This window comes from Sediminibacillus terrae (assembly GCF_009602435.1).
Lineage (GTDB): Bacteria > Bacillota > Bacilli > Bacillales > Amphibacillaceae > Sediminibacillus > Sediminibacillus terrae.
On sequence record NZ_VZDQ01000026.1, the window covers coordinates 120,846 to 141,511 of the forward strand.

The 20,666-nt window shown below is 45.1% G+C and carries 17 protein-coding genes and 1 other annotated feature; of the genes, 4 read left to right on the top strand and 13 right to left on the bottom strand.

The genetic code is table 11. The features are described from left to right. Nucleotides 1-3: 3 nt before the first annotated feature. The 6 genes from F6X55_RS15890 to F6X55_RS15915 form a co-directional block, all read right to left on the bottom strand. Nucleotides 4-1,635, bottom strand: a complete 1,632-nt coding sequence (locus F6X55_RS15890; RefSeq protein ID WP_153464686.1) for a GspE/PulE family protein — start codon at nt 1,633-1,635, stop codon at nt 4-6. Next, on the bottom strand, nt 1,619-3,103 hold the full coding sequence (locus F6X55_RS15895; protein ID WP_153464688.1) for a pilus assembly PilX N-terminal domain-containing protein: 1,485 nt from the start codon (nt 3,101-3,103) through the stop codon (nt 1,619-1,621). The genes F6X55_RS15890 and F6X55_RS15895 overlap by 17 nt, the downstream gene beginning before the upstream one ends. A 7-nt stretch (nt 3,104-3,110) precedes the next feature. Further along, entirely contained in the window at nt 3,111-3,524 is a 414-nt protein-coding gene (locus F6X55_RS15900) for a prepilin-type N-terminal cleavage/methylation domain-containing protein (protein WP_161993100.1), read from the bottom strand. Beyond that, complete coding sequence (locus F6X55_RS15905) at nt 3,514-3,963, bottom strand: type IV pilus modification PilV family protein (RefSeq protein ID WP_026771106.1); 450 nt, start codon at nt 3,961-3,963, stop codon at nt 3,514-3,516. The genes F6X55_RS15900 and F6X55_RS15905 overlap by 11 nt, the downstream gene beginning before the upstream one ends. A 111-nt stretch (nt 3,964-4,074) precedes the next feature. Continuing rightward, nucleotides 4,075-5,796, bottom strand: coding sequence for a sensor domain-containing diguanylate cyclase (locus F6X55_RS15910; protein WP_161993101.1), 1,722 nt, complete (start codon nt 5,794-5,796; stop codon nt 4,075-4,077). 94 nt (nt 5,797-5,890) lie between these two features. Continuing rightward, entirely contained in the window at nt 5,891-7,168 is a 1,278-nt protein-coding gene (locus F6X55_RS15915) for a bifunctional folylpolyglutamate synthase/dihydrofolate synthase (protein ID WP_161993102.1), read from the bottom strand. A 167-nt stretch (nt 7,169-7,335) separates the two neighbouring features. Here F6X55_RS15915 and F6X55_RS15920 point away from each other — a divergent pair, with 167 nt between their 5' ends. The 3 genes from F6X55_RS15920 to F6X55_RS15930 are packed head-to-tail and all read left to right on the top strand — an operon-like array spanning nt 7,336 to nt 9,609. Next, nucleotides 7,336-8,232: an ATP-grasp domain-containing protein gene (locus tag F6X55_RS15920; RefSeq protein WP_153464696.1), complete on the top strand. Its 897-nt coding sequence runs from the start codon at nt 7,336-7,338 to the stop codon at nt 8,230-8,232. 1 nt (nt 8,233) lies between these two features. Continuing rightward, entirely contained in the window at nt 8,234-9,100 is an 867-nt protein-coding gene (locus tag F6X55_RS15925) for an ATP-grasp domain-containing protein (RefSeq protein ID WP_153464698.1), read from the top strand. Continuing rightward, nucleotides 9,100-9,609 carry a GNAT family N-acetyltransferase gene (locus F6X55_RS15930; RefSeq protein WP_161993103.1) on the top strand — a complete coding sequence of 170 codons (510 nt, stop codon included), beginning with the start codon at nt 9,100-9,102 and terminating at the stop codon, nt 9,607-9,609. The genes F6X55_RS15925 and F6X55_RS15930 overlap by 1 nt, the downstream gene beginning before the upstream one ends. A 678-nt stretch (nt 9,610-10,287) precedes the next feature. Here the strand turns inward: F6X55_RS15930 and F6X55_RS15935 are convergent. Continuing rightward, complete coding sequence (locus tag F6X55_RS15935; protein WP_153464702.1) at nt 10,288-12,939, bottom strand: valine--tRNA ligase; 2,652 nt, start codon at nt 12,937-12,939, stop codon at nt 10,288-10,290. A 155-nt stretch (nt 12,940-13,094) separates the two neighbouring features. Continuing rightward, nucleotides 13,095-13,325 (bottom strand) — a binding site (T-box leader). A 183-nt stretch (nt 13,326-13,508) separates the two neighbouring features. Here F6X55_RS15935 and F6X55_RS15940 point away from each other — a divergent pair. Then, on the top strand, nt 13,509-13,697 hold the full coding sequence (locus F6X55_RS15940; RefSeq protein WP_026569791.1) for a hypothetical protein: 189 nt from the start codon (nt 13,509-13,511) through the stop codon (nt 13,695-13,697). Here F6X55_RS15940 and F6X55_RS15945 read toward each other — a convergent pair. The 6 genes from F6X55_RS15945 to hemC form a co-directional block, all read right to left on the bottom strand. After that, complete coding sequence (locus F6X55_RS15945; protein ID WP_161993104.1) at nt 13,694-14,713, bottom strand: phosphotransferase; 1,020 nt, start codon at nt 14,711-14,713, stop codon at nt 13,694-13,696. The genes F6X55_RS15940 and F6X55_RS15945 overlap by 4 nt on opposite strands. A 146-nt stretch (nt 14,714-14,859) precedes the next feature. After that, entirely contained in the window at nt 14,860-16,014 is a 1,155-nt protein-coding gene (gene spoVID / locus F6X55_RS15950) for a stage VI sporulation protein D (protein ID WP_153464706.1), read from the bottom strand. Nucleotides 16,015-16,630: 616 nt separating this feature from the next. Beyond that, complete coding sequence (hemL, locus tag F6X55_RS15955) at nt 16,631-17,929, bottom strand: glutamate-1-semialdehyde 2,1-aminomutase (protein ID WP_026569788.1); 1,299 nt, start codon at nt 17,927-17,929, stop codon at nt 16,631-16,633. Between the two features lie 19 nt (nt 17,930-17,948). Continuing rightward, complete coding sequence (gene hemB / locus F6X55_RS15960) at nt 17,949-18,926, bottom strand: porphobilinogen synthase (protein ID WP_026569787.1); 978 nt, start codon at nt 18,924-18,926, stop codon at nt 17,949-17,951. Between the two features lie 9 nt (nt 18,927-18,935). Then, nucleotides 18,936-19,727, bottom strand: coding sequence for a uroporphyrinogen-III synthase (locus F6X55_RS15965; RefSeq protein WP_153464708.1), 792 nt, complete (start codon nt 19,725-19,727; stop codon nt 18,936-18,938). Next, nucleotides 19,727-20,656: a hydroxymethylbilane synthase gene (gene hemC / locus F6X55_RS15970; RefSeq protein WP_153464710.1), complete on the bottom strand. Its 930-nt coding sequence runs from the start codon at nt 20,654-20,656 to the stop codon at nt 19,727-19,729. Before hemC ends, F6X55_RS15965 begins: the two co-directional genes overlap by 1 nt. Between the last annotated feature and the right edge of the window lie 10 nt (nt 20,657-20,666).

Sequence of the window (20,666 nt, forward strand, 5' to 3'; positions counted from 1 at the left end):
CCCTTACTCTTCAGTTGCAACACGTAAGACTTCTTCCAGGCTGGTGGTTCCTTGCATCACTTTTTCCAGACCGTCATCCATCAAAAACTTCATGCCTCTCTGCTTCAAGTACTTTTTCATTTCGGACATCGTGCTGTTTTCCATCATCATTTGCCGGACAGCGTCATCGATCACGAGCAGTTCCTGAATGGCTGTCCTGCCTTTATATCCGGTCTGTCTACAGCTGTTACAGCCTATTCCTTCATAAATCCTGTCTATTGCAATGTTATGTCTTTGGAAAATTTCTTTTTCCATTTCATTCAATTCCCTGCTTCTTTTACAGTTCTTGCACAGTTTTTTTACCAGTCGCTGTGCCATGATTCCGGATAGCGACGATACGACCAAATATGGTTCTACTTTCATATCAAACAGTCTCGGTATCGCAGCCATCGCACTATTCGTATGGAGGGTGCTGAACACCATATGTCCGGTGAGGGATGAGCGGACGGCTATTTCGGCAGTTTCTGTATCGCGGATTTCTCCTACCATGATGATATTGGGATCCTGTCGTAGTATCGACCGGAGTCCGGCGGCGAAGTCGAGACCGATTTTTGCATTCACTTGCACTTGGTTGATTCCTTCCAACTGATATTCCACTGGATCTTCCACTGTGATGATATTGACATCTTCCCGATTCAATTGATTGATTGAAGCATATAGAGTAGAAGTTTTTCCTGACCCAGTAGGTCCTGTCAATAGAATCAGTCCGGAGGGCTGCTGAATAAGCTTGTTATAAGCATGATGATTTTCTTCACTGAAATCCAGATCATTTAGCTTTTTAACAATATTGTTAAGGTCGAGGATCCGAATAACGATTTTTTCTCCGAAAACTGTCGGCAAAATCGAAATCCGTAAATCGATCGGCTTTTCGTCGATAATAACCCGGATTCTTCCATCCTGCGGAAGCCTCGTCTCGGTAATATTCAAGTTAGCCATGATTTTCACCCGGGCAGTCAGCGAGTTTTGCAACCGTTTCGGAATTGTTCTTTCCTTATGCAATACGCCGTCGACCCGATACCGGACCGATAGACTGTCTTCCGCCGGGTCAATATGGATGTCGCTCGCCTTTAAATGGACCCCTGTTTGAAGCAGTTGATCCATTAACCGGACTGCAGGAGCGTCATCAGCGAGGTCCGCTTCATCTTCTTCCAGGGTGAAATCCTCCAGATCGTAATACTTGTTGATCGCCTGCAAAATATCATCCTTCGAAGCGATCACCGGCTTGATATCGAACCCGGTCGACAACTCTAAATCATCGATTGAAAAGTAGTCGATCGGGTCATTCATCGCAACTGTCATGGTATTTTCTCTCAAATTCAAAGGCATCAACACGTTGCGCTGTGCCATTTCCTTTGGCACGAGCTCGGTAAGTTTTTGATCAATGGGATAGCGATATAACGACACACTTTGGATACCAAGCTGCAGCTCCAATACTTCAAGCAACTGCTGCTCGGTAATATAACCGTGTTCCAATAAGGCATCCCCGAGTTTCTGACCTTGTTTTTTTTGGTCGAGTGTTTCTACGATTTCCGTTTCCGTTAATACTCCCGCCTCTTTCAATAAGTCGCCCAGCTTCTTTTTATTGCGAATTGCCATGTTCTTCCTCCTGTTCGTCCGTTTCCCTGATTGGTTCTTTGGTGATGATTTCCTCTATATCCAACGTCCGGCCAGAAACAAACGGAAGCTCATCGAGATTGAATTCTTCATACTCAATCCTGCCGCCCCCATCTCCGGTCAGCGAGTCGGAAACAACCATCCCTTTCAATTGGCCGCCTCCTGTAAAATGAAAGTCTGCATTTGGAGCATATATAAGGTAAGCACTCCTTGCTCCACCATCAACTTTTACACTTGAGCCGCCAGTGAAAATATGTCCGGTGAAGCCCCCGCCGCCCGTTAACTCGATATTAGCCCGTTCCGCAAAAAGGGAGCCTTTTATCACTTGTGATCCGGCCAGTCTCACTTTATCCAACCCTTTGTAATATACACCGACAATTCCTGTCTCCCCTGCTCCATTCAACGTACTCCCCGAACCTAACGTGATTTTATCCCGAACATAAAACGTCAGCTTACCCGGGTTCTTCAATTCAATGTGGCCATTCTCTATATTTAAATGGTCAACGACTATAGAAAGATTGTTGCCATGCAAGTCTATGGTTAATTTATTGTTACTGCTGATTTTGATTTCTTTGAAAAAAGCGCTCCGTTCCAAGGACAGGGAATAATTTCCTCCGCCCCTGATTTTCAGCCTTCCTTCCTGGATGTATCCTGTTTCACCACCTTGCAACCGTCGGTCATCTACCTGCGGATATTCAGGAAATGCAGGAAACTCAGGCATTTCCATCGAACCTTTTGCTTGTCCTTGAAGACTTGGCAAGTTATCAAGCATCCATTTCGGAGCATCAAGTGCACGGTCTTCCAATCCAAAAGGTACATAGATGTTTCCTTCCACTGTGGCTCCCCCATCAAGACGGATGGAGCCATCCTGATCTGAATTCGTTTTGATGCCTCCCTTGATTGTCGCACCACCTGATAAATCGATACTCGTATTGGTATATACCGCTGTCCCGTCAGGTAAATCGACGCCTCCGCTGTCTTTAGGAATCCAGTTTACGGTGAACGGGCGTTCCACCGTTCTGGAACGCTGGCCGATTGTACCAGTGGAAACAAGTCTATACTGGATGGTTTGTCCATCGTCCGGCGAATCTACCTCGATTTGCACGATGGCTTCAGGCTGTTTTCCGTACGCCTGTTCAAAATTGTTGTATGTCCGTTCCGCTTGGACCAGTTCCTTTATTTCTGCTTCAGACCCTTCTTCCTCCTCATAATAACGTTCGATCGCTGTTTCGATTTCAGCATATTTCAAGGCAGCACCTGCTTCAGCGATATAATAGGCTGACTGATCGCTCCGTTCACTTGAGCTCAGCTTTGTATGGTTCACTATCACACCGAGCAAGCTCAACCCTAGCACCGAAAGAATGACGAGTACAATCAACGTGAAAATGAGAGCAGACCCTGACTGATTATTCCATTCACCTTTTCCGTTCCATTTTTTTCTCGGTATCATAATATCCCTACTCCCTGATATACAGAACGGTTGATACTTCGGACAATTGATGTGCGTCACTAGCACCCTTTATTTTCAGCTTCACACCAGTGCCTCGTTCCGTTGACTTAACTAGAAAATCCGCAATCCCTTCGGCAACCATTCGCCCGTCCCGTAATAGCAGACCGTCTTCCAACCGGTAAACAATCTCATCAAGTTCCAGTTGATTGTTCGTTACCGTTAAAGAATCGGCTTGACGCACGTCCTTGGTTATTTGCTTTAAGGCCAACCTGACTTCCGATTGCTGTTTTGTCTCCTCTAACTGGTTTGTATATTGTTTTTGCCCGAACCAGGAAACAGAGCCGGCAAGCGTGATTATCAAACCCAGCAAAGCCAGTACAGCCAGTAACTCTACCAGCGTAAAACCTTTGTTATTGGTCATCTTGCTGCACCTTCCAATCAATTGTCGTTTCCATTTGAGCTTCCAGTTGGGAAATATCAGATTCATAGACTTTGACCACCACATTTCCGATATTACTGTCCTCAATCAACGGTTTCAGCTCTATCCTCACCTGATAACCATCCGAAGTATCCGTGAAGATCCGATTATCTGCTCCATCTCCATATTCGTCGGCCAGTTTATTTTTGCATTCAGTGTAACCTGGACAGTCGACACTTATTTGATAAACTTCTTCCATGTAACTTTCAGCCACGTAAGTAGCAGTAACAATCGAGCCCGCATTTTTATTGGTCTTGGCTGCCTGAGCAAAAAAAGCGAAAAAACTCGTAATGATGATTGATAATATTGCAATGGAAACAACTACTTCAATAAGCGTCATGCCGTTTTCTTCCATCATAATCCGCTGCTTCCACCTGTTCACAAACACTCCCCCTCATTCCTCGTGATTCCGGCCCTATCAATCCGGAAAGGATAAGCTTCCACAAAAAAGCTGCGGCCGCTTCCCGGCAACAGCGAATTCTTAGAAAAGTTCCTATTTCTCATAAACGGCCACGCGGTTTCGGCCTTTTTGTTTTGCGCCAACGTACATTGCCCTGTCCGCATGCCGGATGAGTTCCATCGGTTCTTCACATTCATCAGGATAGGAAGCTATACCGATGCTTGCGGTCAGAGATACTTTTATCGTTTCTTCCCCGTCCATGATGTGGTCGGAAAGATAAAAAGGGTCTTCTGATATAGACTTGCGAATAACTTCTGCAAGGAACAATGCCGCCGATTTATCGGCATTGGGAAGAAAAATGATAAATTCCTCTCCACCATATCGGGCAGTTATCCCCTTCTGTCCGATTATCCTTGTAAGTCTTGCAGCAAGTTCCCGCAATATTTCATTTCCACTTTGATGGCCGTATGTATCGTTGAAAGCTTTGAAGTGATCGAGATCAAGCAATATCAAGGAGGATGGATCTGTGATACTTTCCGGCCGCTGTCTTGTAAAGTACCTATGCAAGTAATCTTCAAAATAACGGAAGTTGTATAAACGGGTAAGAGCGTCCCGTTCACTCCTCATTTTCGTCTCTTCGTAATTTTTCGCATTTTGCAACGATACCGCCAAATAATTAGTCAGAATAGAAAGCATCATGAACTGAGATTTTTCAAATGCCCGCTTTTGTTTCGAAATCAGTGTAATGACGCCGACAACTTCGTTATCCCTTTCCAAGGGTACAGACATCAAACTTTCTCCCGGCATCTCCAAGTGTTTGGCGACCATATCTGCCCACTGGCTCCTTCGATGATAATGGACTCCTTGTTTACTCGCCCAAACCCGACCGCTTACAGCTTCATTTTTAAAGAGCCGGTCATATTCCGGAAAGTCCATTCGTCTTTCCATGTCGATAAAGCGGACTAGCCGCATGCTGGATCCATCTTCCACCTCATAGACCATCGTATAATCCACGGGCAACAACTCATGTATTTGCCCATTGAAGAGATCGATGACCTCATTCACTTCCATTTGCGCTGTCAACTTATGACCAATTTCACTCGTTTTTTGCAAATGATAGTTGATTTTTTGGCTTGAATGAAACATCCGTAAAATATAACTAATACTCAGTAAAGGAAACCCGATGAACACAATTGCGGTCGTCCCATTTTGTACAAACAACAAATGCAGGATCAACCCGATCGGAATGACCAAAATCAGTGTATAAGCTTCCCAAATAAGCCCCCTGTCAAAAAAAGGAGCCTTTATGCCGTAAACAAATCGCTTGATTAAACGCAAGGAGAACTGATTGGTAAAAAAAGCAGTCAATACATATCCGGCAACAGGCAGGGCATTTTGCGGATCCCTCAGCACGCCCGCTCCATTGTTACCGCCCAACAACCAATAGACCAGAGCTGATATAATCGAAATGATCAAAAACATGAAAAGATTCATAGGAATGCGAAACCATTCCGCCCGCTTCAATCGAATACCGGCCAAAAGACAGAGGATGGACACCTGCGTCAGAATGACTTCGATGAAAAGACCGTAATATAAAAACACAGCCAGACTAAGCCCGTTCACGAAAAAGATGGGCGTTTGATTGATGATAATCGGAAACAGGGCGACACTGCACATGAGAAAACCGAATAATACTAAGTCATACCAGTTGACCGGGATATCAGGATTCCATTGCTGATAACTCCACCAAGTAAGGAGCGGCCATAGAATGAGCCATATAACTAAAAGAGCAATTTTTTTATTTTTACTTACCATTCTCAGCATCTCCCCGACTTATCTATCACTTTCAACTCATCACACTTAGGTCTTAAGCCTTATTTAATTTCCTAAATTTAAAATACCATACTTATCATGGTTTAACAAAGAATTTTCTGACTAATTCTATGAAATATAAGGAACCGGTGATGAATAAGATAGATTCTCCACTGGAGTCCAAGTGACGGCGGATGACCTTTTCCCATTCTACTATCTTGCTGTTTTTGGCCGGATAGTGTGACTGCAAGACTTCTGCTGAAGCTGCCCGTTCGTGCAGGAAAGTCGTAAAATGGACGCTTTGAAACTCATCTTCAAGCTGTGGAAGCATTTTTTGGAGAGGCTTGTCCTTAAAAGCGGCGAAAAGTAATTGTTTCTTCTTGTCTGGATAAAAGTGGTTCACCGTTTGTAAAAAGGCCGCCATCCCTTCAGGATTATGAGCTGCATCGACGATGATGCCCGGGTGGTCATGAATTTTTTCAAATCGGCCACTAGTCACAGCGTGTTGCAATCCCTTTAACGCTTTTGGCCACTCGAATGGAAAGCGGCCTTTCAAAAGCTTCACAGCCATAAGAGCCAGCGCTGCATTTTTCACTTGGTGACTGCCTGCCATCGCAATCACAGCTTCCTGTGACCATCCATTGCTTTCAAACGTGAATACCGTCTGGTCCGGATGTTCCGCTGCCACTTTCTTGATAGAAAAGTCCTTTGATATTTGGTAAACAGGTGCGTGAAACTCCTTTGCTTTATTTAAAATAACTGTGGCTGCCTCTCCTGAAACATCCCCGAGCACAAGCGGTACTCGCTGCTTTATGATGCCTGCCTTATGACCGGCAATAGCTGCAATGGTTTCTCCAAGCATAAGCTGGTGATCCAAACCGACATTGGTGATGATGGAAAGGAGCGGAGTAAAGCAATTGGTTGCATCCTCTGTGCCTCCCATTCCCGTTTCAATTACACTAATTTCTGCATGTTCACCCAAAAAGCAAAAAGCAGCTACAGTATGGATCTCGAATGCGGTCGGAGGATTTCCGCTTTCATCTAACATTTCAATGAAAGGCAGCATCCGATTGACCAATTCGACAGACTGGGTGTCTGTCATTGAACTTCCATCAATTTCGATTTCAGCTTTTAGTCCCGCGATGTGCGGTGTAGTGTATGTACCGACTTTCCAACCGCCGTTCATGAGCATTCCTTTGATGTAAGTGACCGTTGAACCTTTGCCATTCGTTCCAGCGACATGGATGGCTTGAATTGTTCGTTCCGGATGACCTAGCCTTTCCAGAAGAAAGCGGACACGTCCGAGTCCTGGTTTTACGCCGAGCTGTTTCCTTCCCTCCAGAAACGTGTTTACTTCCTGATAATTGCTGAACATGGTGCAACCCCCGTATCTTTCATTACACAAAACATTTCTGTTATGGTTTTGCTTTTCAAAAGTGTGAAAGCTTTTTAAAATATAATACAGCAATAAATAAATTGCTTGTTTATAGATTCGCATGCTTCATTATATACTATCACTAGCAGACGAAAAAGGAGAATGACATGTTAAAAAATGGATGGGTCATTTATAACGGACACCTGCCTGGCGAGAAATTCAAAGACTTCGCGGAATGGATACAGGAAGCAGCTGAAGAAAAGGGAATCGAACTGAAGTTAATCAAAAACAATGAGTTGCTCGCCCTACATCGACAGACAGGCGGCACTCTTTTGATGGAATATAACAAACGGCCTGATTTTGTGGTGTTTGGCGACAAAGATATACATCTGGCCAGGCAACTGGAATTAATGGGTATTCCCGTATTCAATAGTGCACAGGCAATCAGCCGGTGTGATGACAAAACAGCTACTTATCAAGCCTTGTCAGTCCATCATCTTCCTATCCCTGCAACCATTGCAGGTCCAAAGATTTTCCCTAACTCCAGGGCTTTGGAGACAGCAAACCTAATCGAAGCCGGAGAATTGCTCGGTTATCCATTGGTTGTAAAGGAAGCGTTTGGTTCTTTTGGCGAGCAAGTGTACTTAATAGAAACAGAACAGGGTTTGATAGACAAAATAGGAGAACTGCGAGACCGCCCATTTGTTTTGCAGGAATTTATTTCTTCCAGTTATGGGACGGATGTGCGATTGAACGTGGTCGGGGACAAAGTGGTTGCTGCGATGAAGCGCACTTCCCCGGATGATTTTCGAGCAAATGTAAGTGCAGGCGGATCAATGGAAGTTTATCAACCAACTAAACAGGAAGCAGAATTGGCAGTAGCTGCTTCCCATGCCGTCGGTACAGATTTTGCCGGCGTCGATCTTCTGTTTGGGCCGGAGGGGGCTCCCATTGTCTGTGAGGTAAACTCCAATGCCCACATCCGCAATATATTCGATTGTACTAACGTAAATGTTGCGGCATGGATCATCGATTATATCATAGAGAAGCTTCAGGAGGGATAAAATGCAAGTAACCGGATGGCTGATTTATAAGCGGGAAGATGCTGCTGTCAACACAGCTTATATTGATTGGTTCACCCAGGAGTGTGAAAAGCAGGACATCAAGCTTCTCCTCGTCTTTCGGGAAGAACTTACCATCGGTGTGTTTGCGGGAAAATTGACTGTTAAAACCGACGAAAACACGAGATTGCCCGACTTCTGTGTCGTCCGCACCATCGAACCATTGCTGAACAGGCAACTAGAAATACTCGGAATCCCTGTATTCAATTCTTCGGAAGTTTCTTACCTCTGCAACAATAAAGCAGTCACGCATCAAAGATTGTCAGCCTTGGGTATCCCGATGGTGGATACAATCTTTCTGAAAAAATATCTCCTGGGCGAACATTTGCCTGTTCCGGTACCATTCGTCGTAAAAGAAGCCACCGGAAGAGGCGGTCAACAAGTCTACAAAGTAAACAATCTCGATAACTGGCTTTCTGTAAGGAATGAACTGCAAGCTGAAGATATCCTTATACAAGGAAGCGCTGTACAGTCTGGGAAGGATTTGCGAGTGTTCGTAGTGGGGAAAGAAATTATCGGTGCCGTGCTGCGAAGAAATGAAAATGATTTTAGGGCCAATTATAAACTTGGCGGGACTGCTGAGTGGTACGAATTGTCTGAAGAAGAGATCCACTTGGTCCGTAGGATTGTCGATCATTTTTCGTTTTCCCTGGTAGGAATCGATTTTCTATTTTCAAGTACCGGTTCTTTGTTGTTGAATGAAATAGAAGATGTGGTTGGCAGCAGAACGTTAAGCAAAGTTAGTGAAATCAATCTTTTGGAAAAATACGTGAAATGGATCCGACATCAAATCTACAAGGAGGAAACTTGATGGTCATCAGAAGAGCTGGAAGAGACGATGCCGCAGAAATCGCCAAGGTCAGTGTCGATTCCTGGTTATCCACTTATCGAGGAATTATACCTGAGAAGATATTGAAAAAAATAACCTATAAACAACGTACGACAGCCTTCAAAAATCGGCTTGACGATCCACAGCACTGTCTATTTGCGGCCGAAACAGCAGATGGACAACTAGTCGGTTTCATTAATGGAGGTCGGGAAAGAAGCGGGGGTTATCCCTATGATGGAGAGATTTACAGCCTATACATACTCGATGAATATCACAACCTCCAAATCGGCAGAAAGCTTGTCCGAGTGATGGCTGAGCGGCTGCTAGAGGATGGACATGAATCCTTGTTGGTCTGGGTTCTGGAAGAGAACCCTGCCAAGGAATTCTACAAACACCTAGGGGCAGAACCAGTCGACCGTAAATACCTTGCGGAACTGGAAGCTTTTGAAACAGCTTTAGGCTGGACTTCGCTGAGAAAGTCGCTATTTTAATAGATGGTCGCTTTTGAACAAAAAATATAAACTGCGACATAGTTTGGATGCGTCTTTCTGACTTCTTACTTTTGTTGAGTTGGAATTCGACGCTGCGAAAATACCCTGCGCTTTCCGCGGGCGGCTGGTGAGCTTCCTCGAGCTGACGCTCTGCGGGATCTCACCGAGGCCTTTCCTCCCGCGGGAGTCTCCGGGTATTTTCTTCGCTAGGAACAGCATTTCTGTTTAGAAACACCTCGAAATTTTTTTATTCATAATACTCCATGCACCGTATCATCAAAAGACATTGCCAGGAAAACAAGCAGAAAGTCCAAGAACAGGAGAAAAGACGGGAACTCCAACTGTCCTTTATGAAAAGAAGTACACATTTCCAGACAAACGTTTTTAAGATGGCTCGTTGGTTCTCAAGGAAAAAGTCTATGCTTCCTTTAATCAGCATGCTTTTTAGCGCAGGTAGCATACGCAGACTCCTGCGGGAACAGCACGAGCTGAAGATCCACTTGGTAAAGCGGTTTTCTTTACCAAGTTAGCTGAAGCCGTGCCCGCGGAAAGCGAAGTATGCTACCGAAGCGATGGGTAACACGCTTTTTGAATAGGAATGAAACTCCACTATGAGGAATTCGTCCACGCAAAAAAACACAGGGGGCATGCAAATACCCCTGTGCTCTTCTACTTCTATCAAGATTGCAGTTCATCCAGTCTAGCCTGTACTTTTGCACGCTTCTCCAAATAATCTGCCTGTTTCTGTTTTTCTTCCTCGACTACACTTGCTGGAGCTTTGCTGACAAATCCTTGATTAGAAAGTTTCTTTTCCACTCGTTCCACTTCTTTATTCCACTTCTCAAGTTCTTTTTTGAGTCGCTCGATCTCTTTCTCAATATCGATCAACCCCTCGAGCGGCAGGAATAATTCTGCTCCAGTGACTACCGCGGACATTGCTTTTTCAGGTGCATCGATATTGTCTGAGATCTCCAGCTTGCTCGTATTACAGAATCGTTCTAAATAATGACGGTTTTTCTCCAGCTTTTCAGCGATGGATAGGTTTTCCGTCTGAATTAGCAGCTGGACCTGCTTTGACATCGGTGTATCGACCTCAGCCCGAATATTTCTTACGGACCGGATGATGGCAACCAGCTGTTGCATTTCCTGCGCAGCTTCTTCATTATGGAGTTCCCTTTTCACAAGCGGCCAGGCAGCTCTTGTAATTGATTCTCCTTCATGAGGCAGGTGCTGCCATATTTCCTCGGTAATGAATGGCATAAACGGATGGAGCATCCTCATCGTTTGATCAAGTACATATGCAAGGACAGACCTTGTCGTGTGTTTCGCCTGTTCATCCTCTCCATATAGCGGGAGCTTCGCCATTTCGATATACCAGTCACACAGTTCATCCCAAATAAAGTTGTAAAGGTGACGTCCCGCTTCGCCAAATTCATACTTATCCGCATTTTTGGTCACTTGCTCGATGGTCTCATTCAGTCGGGTCAAAATCCACTCATCGGCGACCGATTTTTTTCCGGTCAAATCTATTTGCTCATAACGCAAGTCCCCCATGTTCATCAAAGCGAATCGGGAAGCATTCCAAATTTTGTTGGCAAAATTCCAAGTGGATTCCACCTTTTCCCACTGAAACCTCAAATCCTGACCTGGAGTAGTACCCGTCAATAGGAAGTAACGCAGGGAGTCTGCACCATACTTATCGATTACATCCATCGGGTCGACACCATTGCCGAGCGACTTACTCATTTTCCTGCCATCGGCAGCACGAACAAGACCATGGATCAATACGTCTTTAAACGGACGTTTGCCGGTGAATTGCTTTGATTGAAAAATCATTCTTGAAACCCAGAAGAAGATAATATCGTATCCAGTGACAAGCGCATCCGTCGGAAAATAACGTTTGAAGTCCTCTGCTTCTGTATCCGGCCAGTTCATCGTCGAGAAGGGCCACAATGCAGATGAGAACCATGTATCTAGTACATCTTCATCCTGCTCCCAATTGTCGCTATCCTCCGGAGCTTGCTTGCCTACATATATTTCTCCGGTTTCCTTATGGTACCAGGCTGGTATCCGATGTCCCCACCATAGTTGACGGGAGATACACCAATCACGTATGTTTTCCATCCAATTCAGATAGGTCCGTTCAAACCGTTCTGGAACAAAATTCACTTTTTCTTTCTGATCGGACTGCAATTCGACAGCAGCATCAGCCAATGGCTGCATCTTGACAAACCATTGTGTCGACAAATATGGTTCGACTACAGCCCCACTGCGCTCTGAATGGCCGACTGAGTGCATATGCTCTTCTATTTTAAACAATACATCCTGATCCTGGAGGTCTTTGATCAGTTGCTTCCTGCATTCAAATCGATCCATGCCCTGGTAGCTTCCCGCGTTTTCATTCATCGTTCCGTCCTCATTCATCACCAGGATGCGCTCCAGATTATGGCGGTTCCCGATTTCAAAATCATTCGGGTCGTGGGCAGGTGTGATTTTAACAGCTCCGGAACCAAACTCCATATCGACATAATCATCTGCGACTATTTCGATTTCACGACCAACTACCGGCAAGACAACTTTTTTGCCGATCAAGTGCTGATACCGTTCATCTTTTGGATGGACAGCAACAGCAGTGTCGCCGAGCATCGTTTCCGGACGGGTAGTCGCTATCTCGATATGCCCGCTGCCATCCTTTAACGGGTACTTCATATGATAAAAATGGCCCTGGATTTCTTCGTGAATTACTTCGATGTCCGAGAGTGCTGTTTTGGTTGTCGGATCCCAGTTGATAATATACTCGCCGCGATAAATCAACCCTTTTTCATATAACGTGACAAAAACTTCTTTCACGGCTTCTGACAAGCCTTCATCCAGTGTGAACCGTTCACGTGAATAATCCAATCCAAGCCCCAGCTTAGCCCACTGGCGGCGGATGAAGGCAGCGTATTCTTCTTTCCACTCCCATGATTTTTCAAGGAACTTTTCGCGCCCTAAATCGTAACGGTTTTGTCCTTCTTCCTTGAGCTTTGCCTCGATTTTTGCCTGGGTGGCGATGCCTGCGTGATCCATACCAGGCAACCAGAGTACATCATATCCCTGCATCCTCTTCATTCTGGTAATCAAATCTTGCAGGGTTGTATCCCAGGCGTGGCCGATATGCAATTTTCCTGTGACATTCGGCGGGGGAATAACAATCGTGAAAGGCTGTTTTTTCTCATCACCGTCCGCTTCGAAATACTTCCCTTCCACCCAAAACCGATAACGATCGCTTTCGACTGCTTGTGGATCATACTTGGTCGGCAAAGATAACTCTTGTTTATTTTCATCCATTTCGTTTTTACCTCCTGCTCCCATAATTGCCGTGCAGATAAAATGAAAATGGTACCCTTGCAGCATTCACCGCCAGGGCAATCCTTCCCTGTTTGCGGAAAACCTTGCTCATGCACAATGTCGACTTTCACAACATAACAAAAGCCCTCCTCATCCTAAAGGACGAAAAGGGCTGTATTTCCGTGGTACCACCTTTGTTTACAGACGGACGCATCCAATCTGCACACTTGAATGTTTTAACGGCTGTAAACCGGCTACCTTTACTTTATTTCAAGGAAGCTGCATCCCGGGCGACCTTCCAAAACAATCATCCTGGAAAACCTCTCAGCTAATGGTTCCCCTCTCTAAAGGCATTGTATTGTACTCTTCCCGATCACGGCATTTATGGTGTTCAATTTATATTCCTTATTTTATCCAAATTTCAGCTGGCAAGTCAACAAAAAGATGATAAAAATAGCCAGGTGACAAAAATGCGGCTGATGGTGCCATTAATTTTCTCTTTTTAAGTACCATAATGACTTTTCCGTTCATAGGATACACCAAAAGGCAGCAAAAAGGAGTGAAAGCAATTGGCTCGTTATTATCGGTATAAACTCCCTCCATGGTGCAGGTACTGGCTTATCGTTTTGGAAAAGGCTACCTTGCCGATCATGATTTTTCAACTGATCCGTACTTTGTTTTTTCCCACTACAATGGACGTTTTCCTGCTTGGTTTGTTTGTCGGGGTTTTCGTTGCATTTTACCTGGAGTGGATTTAATCGTCTTCTTCCAGCTTTTCCAGGTACTCCTGTCGTTGGCCTTCAAGTATTTCCTGAAATTTCAGGCCATAGTACAACCTTCGATAAGTCCGTTCCAAATCTCTTATTTGAAATGGAAGCGGTCTGTCGTACGGCCTCCGGAGATGGTCTTCTACTGTATCCAGGTAATTAGAAGGATTGATAGATAAAATAGCCAAAAGGGATTTCTCACTGAGCAGCAATCGGTTCTGCTTTTCATATAACGGGAAAGACTGCAAAACCTCCTGAAAAGAGCAATCATGGAATTGCCATTCCTGCTGAAAATAAACGGATAAATCCTGTACCGGGTTGCCAGTAAAAGCATGTTCCCAGTTGATAAACTTGGCTTGTTCCTGACCAGTTAACAAATGAGATGTACGTAAATTGCCATGGCATAGACATGTTCTGCCTATTTTGTCTCTACGCAAATCTTCTATATACGACTCAAACCATGCAGAAGTTTTAGAGAAGGCAATTTCGATATCACGATAATGGGTGCATACCTCTAATTCATACGGTGACATAAAGCGTCTTGCCTCAAACTGTTCAACATATTCTAGTAAGTCTGCGCGACGGGATTCTAGCTTTTGTAATTCCTGAGCGACTATATCTTGCACCAGTTCCAGGTTGATCTCATGTTCTTCCATCGTCACAGCATGAATATTCGCCAATTCCCGGAAAAAACCTTCCAGTTCATGGACTGGTTCATCTCTCTCCAGTTTTTCCTGCCAAGGAGACAAATAATAAATATCATTTTCATAAGGAACGTATATTTGTCCTCTTTCAGTTAAATAGACAGGAACGATAGAAGATAGCCTGTGCAAATTGGCTATACGGAATACATTTTCCCAGTCAGCAAGGGCTTCTGACTGCATGCGAGACTTTTTTAGGGCGAATGTATGATCATATGTGTGTATTTTGTACAATCTGCTTGTTATCGGAACAATTTCTGCAGGTCCGATTTGGTATTCTTGCAAAACTGTTTGAATCCTTTCCACCGATCTCCCTCCTAAAAACTCACCGTTTCTTATTCTGATTTTACGAGGTCGAAGATATCTGCCAGAAGAATTCCTGTCGTAAAAGTTGTAACACAAGAAATCCCTTGACCGAATCATGGATGGCAAGGGATTTTCTCATATGCTCTTCACTTTTTGACAGGTATATATAGAATCTGTCCTTCTTCTATGTCATCGTCCCCTAAACGGTTGGATTTTGAAATGTGAAGTGGGGAAACCTTGTACTTTTCCGCCAATGATGCGAGTGTATCGCTTTCCTGTACGATGCACATTTTCAAGCGTGCATAGCGTTCTTCTTTGTTATCAAAGATATTCAATAAATAGCGAGTATCAGGGGTTTCTCCGTCCCTTCCTTCTGGAGATTCCTCACTCGACTCGACGGATTCTTCATACACATCAACTGCCTTTCCATCATCGCTTTCATATTCGACATGGCTCGATTCAGCTGATTCCTCCACTTCTTCCACTTTGCCGAAGAACTCTGCCAGTGACTGGGTTTTCTGTTTCCACCGGTCTTTTTCCTGTTCCTTTTCCTGTACTTTTTCCTGTTCCTTGTCGTTGGAGGCTGGAAGATCGTCGGCTGATTTTTGCTCTCGTTCGTGGTCTTCAGCGGGGGATTCTGCTTTTTCTTTTACGTCAAACCGGAATACTTCCTGCTCTTCTGTTTCCAACTCCGTCTCCTCTTTTACAACTTCCAATTGCGGTGTATCAGGAATCGTGTTGTCACGTGTTCCTTCTGCACCTTCAGGATCCGTTTCTTCCAGCAAACCTTCTGCTTCTTCCTCTAGTTCCGTTTGTTGAAGGGCGGCTGTTTCTGTTTCCTGAGTACTTTCCTGACGTTGTTCCGTAACACCGTGGATTGCCAAGGAAGCATTTAATTTCAATTGATTGGATGCAGGCAATTCATAATCAAACGACTCAATCCCGACCATGACTTCATCCAGTGAATTGACTCGATATTTTGGTATGGACACTTCGACTGGAAAATGATGAAAAAACTCATTCACCCCATCTTCATAAGCTTCTATTTGATCAACCAGCCGGTGGGATGGGTGCTCGCCGGAAAAGCCATCACTATTATCGGAATCCCCCAGACCTTTCACCTGAAAGTACTCCCCTTTCAACTCAATTACACCCCTGATGGATACAAACTCACCCATGTCTTGAATAGAAATTTCCGGATCCAGGGATATTCCCATCATTTCATCAACTTCCTGTCCTTTTTTAAACCAGATAGATTCATTCAAATCAAACGTAAACACGGATTGACCACCTTCTGCCAAAACTTACTCCTCCCTTCAAGATCCATAAAACCTCGAACACTCTCTCCCTTAAGATATATGACCATCCCTTGGAATTTATGCCAAAACCCAATAGGAAGACAGGAGAACCATCAGCTCAGACTTTGTATGGACAGCATAGTGAGGGGACAGCATAGTGAGGGGACAGCATAGTGAGGGGACAGCATAGTGAGGGGACAGCATAGTGAGGGGACAGCATAGTGAGGGGACAGCATAGTGAGGGGACAGCATAGTGAGGGGACAGTCCCCCTCATGGCAGGGGGACTGTCCCCGAATAGGGGGATGGCTTCCTCCCATCGGGCTGAAAAACCTTAGAAATAAGCATTCTTTATAATGAGGGTCAGACCCTCTCTCTTCGCACTTGATTTATTACTAGGGGGAATCAAATAAAAAGGGACTGACCCCGTTGGGTAGCGCGGGAAAGGCTCCACTGACTTGGGAATGAAAAGCATAAGGCTAGCCACAGCAATGCGATGGATTCATTAAATATCTGGATAAAAGGAATTCTATCCATGGAGCTTGCCTTATGACAAAACAAAAACCGAACGAATTCGTTCGGTTTTTGTTTTGATCACTATGCTGTTGTCCAAGCTTCCTTTTATGATTGATTTTCACTTATTTTGGCAAATGCGTTTCTGGCTGCAAGGATTGTCTTTTCTATGTCCTCGTCTGTATGTGCGACCGACAAGAAGATCCCTTCAAATTGAGACGGCGGCAGGAATATTCCCTGTTCGGCCATCGAGCGGTAATAACTTGAGAAATGATCCAGATTCGCTGACTTTGCTGTTTCATAATTAATGACATCTGCTTCTGTGAAAAAGATTCCAACCATGGATCCTGCCCGGTTGACACAAATCGGAACACCAAAATCTTCAGAAGCCTTTTTATATCCTTCGATAAGCTTGTCGACTTTATCGCTTATCAGATTATAGGCTTCCTGATCCATAAGACTTAAGGTTTCATATCCGGCTGTCATCGCCAAAGGGTTGCCAGATAGTGTACCAGCCTGATAAATATCGCCTGTCGGGGCTATGCGTTCCATAATCTCACGCTTTCCGCCGTAAGCACCTACCGGCAATCCACCGCCAATTACTTTTCCGAGACAAGTCAAATCCGGCGTTACACCAAAGTGACCTTGGGCACTGTTAAATCCGACGCGGAATCCGGTCATGACTTCGTCGAATATGAGCAGTGTACCATTGTCTTCTGTCAATTGACGCAAGTCCTGCAAAAAGTTCCCTTGCGGCGGAACAACCCCCATGTTGCCGGATACAGGTTCCACTATGACAGCCGCCAGGTCATCACCAAACTGTTCAAATACGTAGCGGACGCTTTCGGTATCATTGTATGGCACGGTAATGGTGTTCTGAGCTATCGACTCCGGCACACCCGGGCTATCAGGAAGACCGAGGGTCGCAACGCCTGATCCGGCTTTGATCAACAGTGAATCCCCGTGACCGTGATAATTGCCTTCGAATTTCAAAATCTTGTCTCTTCCCGTATAGCCGCGTGCAAGTCGCAGTGCACTCATGGTCGCTTCGGTTCCGGAATTGACCATTCGCACCATCTCGATCGAAGGTACCCGTTCAATCACCAGTTGTGCCAGTTTGTTTTCAATCTCGGTCGGAGCCCCGAAACTAGTACCCAGCTCGGTCACTTCCTTCAATCGACTGACCACTCTTTCGTTGGCATGCCCTAAAATCAACGGCCCCCAGCTCAGAACATAGTCGATATATTCATTGCCATCGATATCCCAAATTTTCGAGCCTTTCCCGCGTTCCATGAACAGCGGATTCATTCCTACTGATTTAAAGGCTCTGACAGGTGAGTTGACCCCTCCGGGCATTAAATCCACAGCTTCTTGATAAGCATGTTTCGAACGATCATAATTAGCCATTATCCACTACCTCCAACGATTATTCTTCTTTTAACCATTTAGCTACGTCTTTTGCAAAATAGGTGACGATCAAATCTGCGCCAGCGCGTTTCATCGAAGTCAGTTTTTCCATCACCAATTCCCTTTCGTTTATCCAGCCATTTTGGGCCGCTGCCTTCACCATTGCATATTCTCCACTGACATTGTAAGCGACCAATGGTGCATTAAAACGGTCCTTGACTTCCCGCATGATGTCCAAGTAAGACATAGCTGGCTTGACAATAAGAAAATCTGCCCCTTCTTCCATGTCGGAAGCCGCTTCTCGGAAAGCCTCCATTCGGTTGGACGGATCCATCTGGTATGTCTTTCTGTCACCGAATTGCGGTGTACTGTCCGCTGCATCTCGAAATGGTCCATAGTAAGCTGACGCATATTTTACCGCGTAAGACATGATCGGGATGTGTTTAAAGCCGGCATTATCCAAACCTTCCCGGATTGCAGCAACAAATCCGTCCATCATATTCGACGGAGCAATAATATCTGCTCCCGCTTTGGCCTGGCTGATCGCCGTTTCGACATGTAGCGGAAGAGAGGCATCGTTATCAACATCCCCGTCATGAATAACGCCGCAATGGCCGTGAGAGGTGTATTCACAGAGACAAGTATCCGCAATGGTAATCAACTCAGGAAATTCTTGTTTGATTTTTCTCAATGCTTGTTGAACTATACCTGTTTCACAGTAAGCCTGGGTTCCCTGCTCATCCTTCTCTTTTGGAATACCGAACAACAGGACAGAACGAATGCCCAGTTCCACAAGCTGATTCATTTCTTCCGACAGGTTGTCGAGCGAAACCTGATATACTCCAGGCATCGAAGGAACTTCACGTCTGATGCTGCTTTCCCCTTCTATAACAAAAATTGGATAAATCAAATCGTCAGTCGATAACTGTGTTTCCCTAACCAGCGCCCGCATGGCTGCTGTTGTTCTTAATCGTCGATGTCTTTTAAACTCATTCATAACGTTCACCTAGTTCCTTTCTGTATCATAGTGCCTGGCAAGCCGGCTGATCATGCCGTCCAGCGTGTATTCTTCCGGTACCAGAATATTGGTAAACCCTCGTTTTTGAGCCGCCTCTTTAGTAGTCGGTCCTATACAAACGGTCAACATTTCAGAAACAAGCTTTTCCTGTAAATCCGGTTCATGTGACGTTAACTTCATAAACGCTTTTACTGTCGATGGGCTGGTAAATGTGTAGACGTCCAATTCTCTCTTTCTGATGAAAGACAATAAATCTTCACGAGCCGCTGTATTTATCAGCGTATCATAAACCACCGCTTTCTGGAAACAAACCTGCTGCCTTTCAAGCTGTTGAGGAATCTCCTGTCTCGCCAATCCACCGCATACAAGCAGAACCCGACCTGGATCCGGATACTTTTTCATAAATTCCAAAGCCATCTGCTTCCCGGAATACTTTTGAGGAGTAAAGTCGACGGATAAACCTTGTTTATGTAAAGCCTGTTTCGTTTTTCTGCCGACTGCCGCTACCCTGCAATTGCCCAGTTGTCCCACATCAAGACCGAAGTCCTCTAATTGCTCGAAAAAAAACTTCACGCCATTGGCACTTGTGAAAAACACCCATGTGAACTCGTGAAGTTTGGAGAGGATTTTTTTGTTGGATGGTGCTTCCCGTTTTCGAAAACGAAGAAGCGGAACAATTTTCGGAACTGCTTCCGCTTCTTTCAATTTTCTTGCGAAATCCTCCGCCTGCTGCTCACTGCGGGTGATTAAGACTCTTTTGCCCTCAAGAGGCTTGTCCATTATTGGTCGAGCTCCTCTTTGGCGTCATCGACGATTTTCTGAGCTCCTCTTGCCTTCATCCGCTCAGCTGCTTCCCTGCCGACTTCCACAGGGTCTTTGCCTTTGACAACTTCCTTTAAAACCGTCTTTCCATCTGAGGTGGCAACAAGCGCGGTCAGGACAACCTCTTCTTCTTCCATATGAGCATATCCAGCTATCGGGATTTGGCATCCACCTTCCAACAGGTGCAGGAAGGTACGCTCAGCTGAGACTGTATGCGCCGTGTATTGATCATTGATTTTCTGAAGCAGTTCACGCAGCTCCTGATCATCCTCTCTGCATTCGATGGCCAATGCTCCCTGCCCGACGGCCGGAACACAAAGCTCAGGATCCAGGAATTCGGTTACGATTTCTTCTCCCCATCCCATGCGGATCAAGCCCGCAGCTGCAAGGACAATAGCATCGTAGTCCTCTTCCTTCAATTTCCGCAACCGTGTTTCGATATTGCCGCGTATGGATTTAATTTCAACATCCGGCCTTGCTGCCAGTACTTGAGCCGCCCTTCTCAAGCTGCTTGTACCGACAACCGCTCCCTCCGGCAGGTCTTTCAATGATACTTCATTATTGGAAACAAAAGCATCGCGGTGGTCTTCACGGCCAGGTATGGAAGAAATGACAAGTCCTTCAGGCAGCTGAGAAGGCATGTCCTTCATACTGTGCACAGCCATGTCGATTTCCTTGTCAAACATCGCCTGTTCTATTTCTTTGACGAACAGGCCCTTTCCGCCCACTTTTGAAAGCGTGACATCGAGGATTTTATCCCCTTTGGTCATAATCTTCTTGATTTCGAATTCATATGGCACCCCTGCTTTTTTCAGCTGGTCGATCACCCATTCTGTCTGGGTCAAAGCCAGGTTGCTTTTTCGGGAACCGATTACGATTTTGCGCATTGTTATCCTC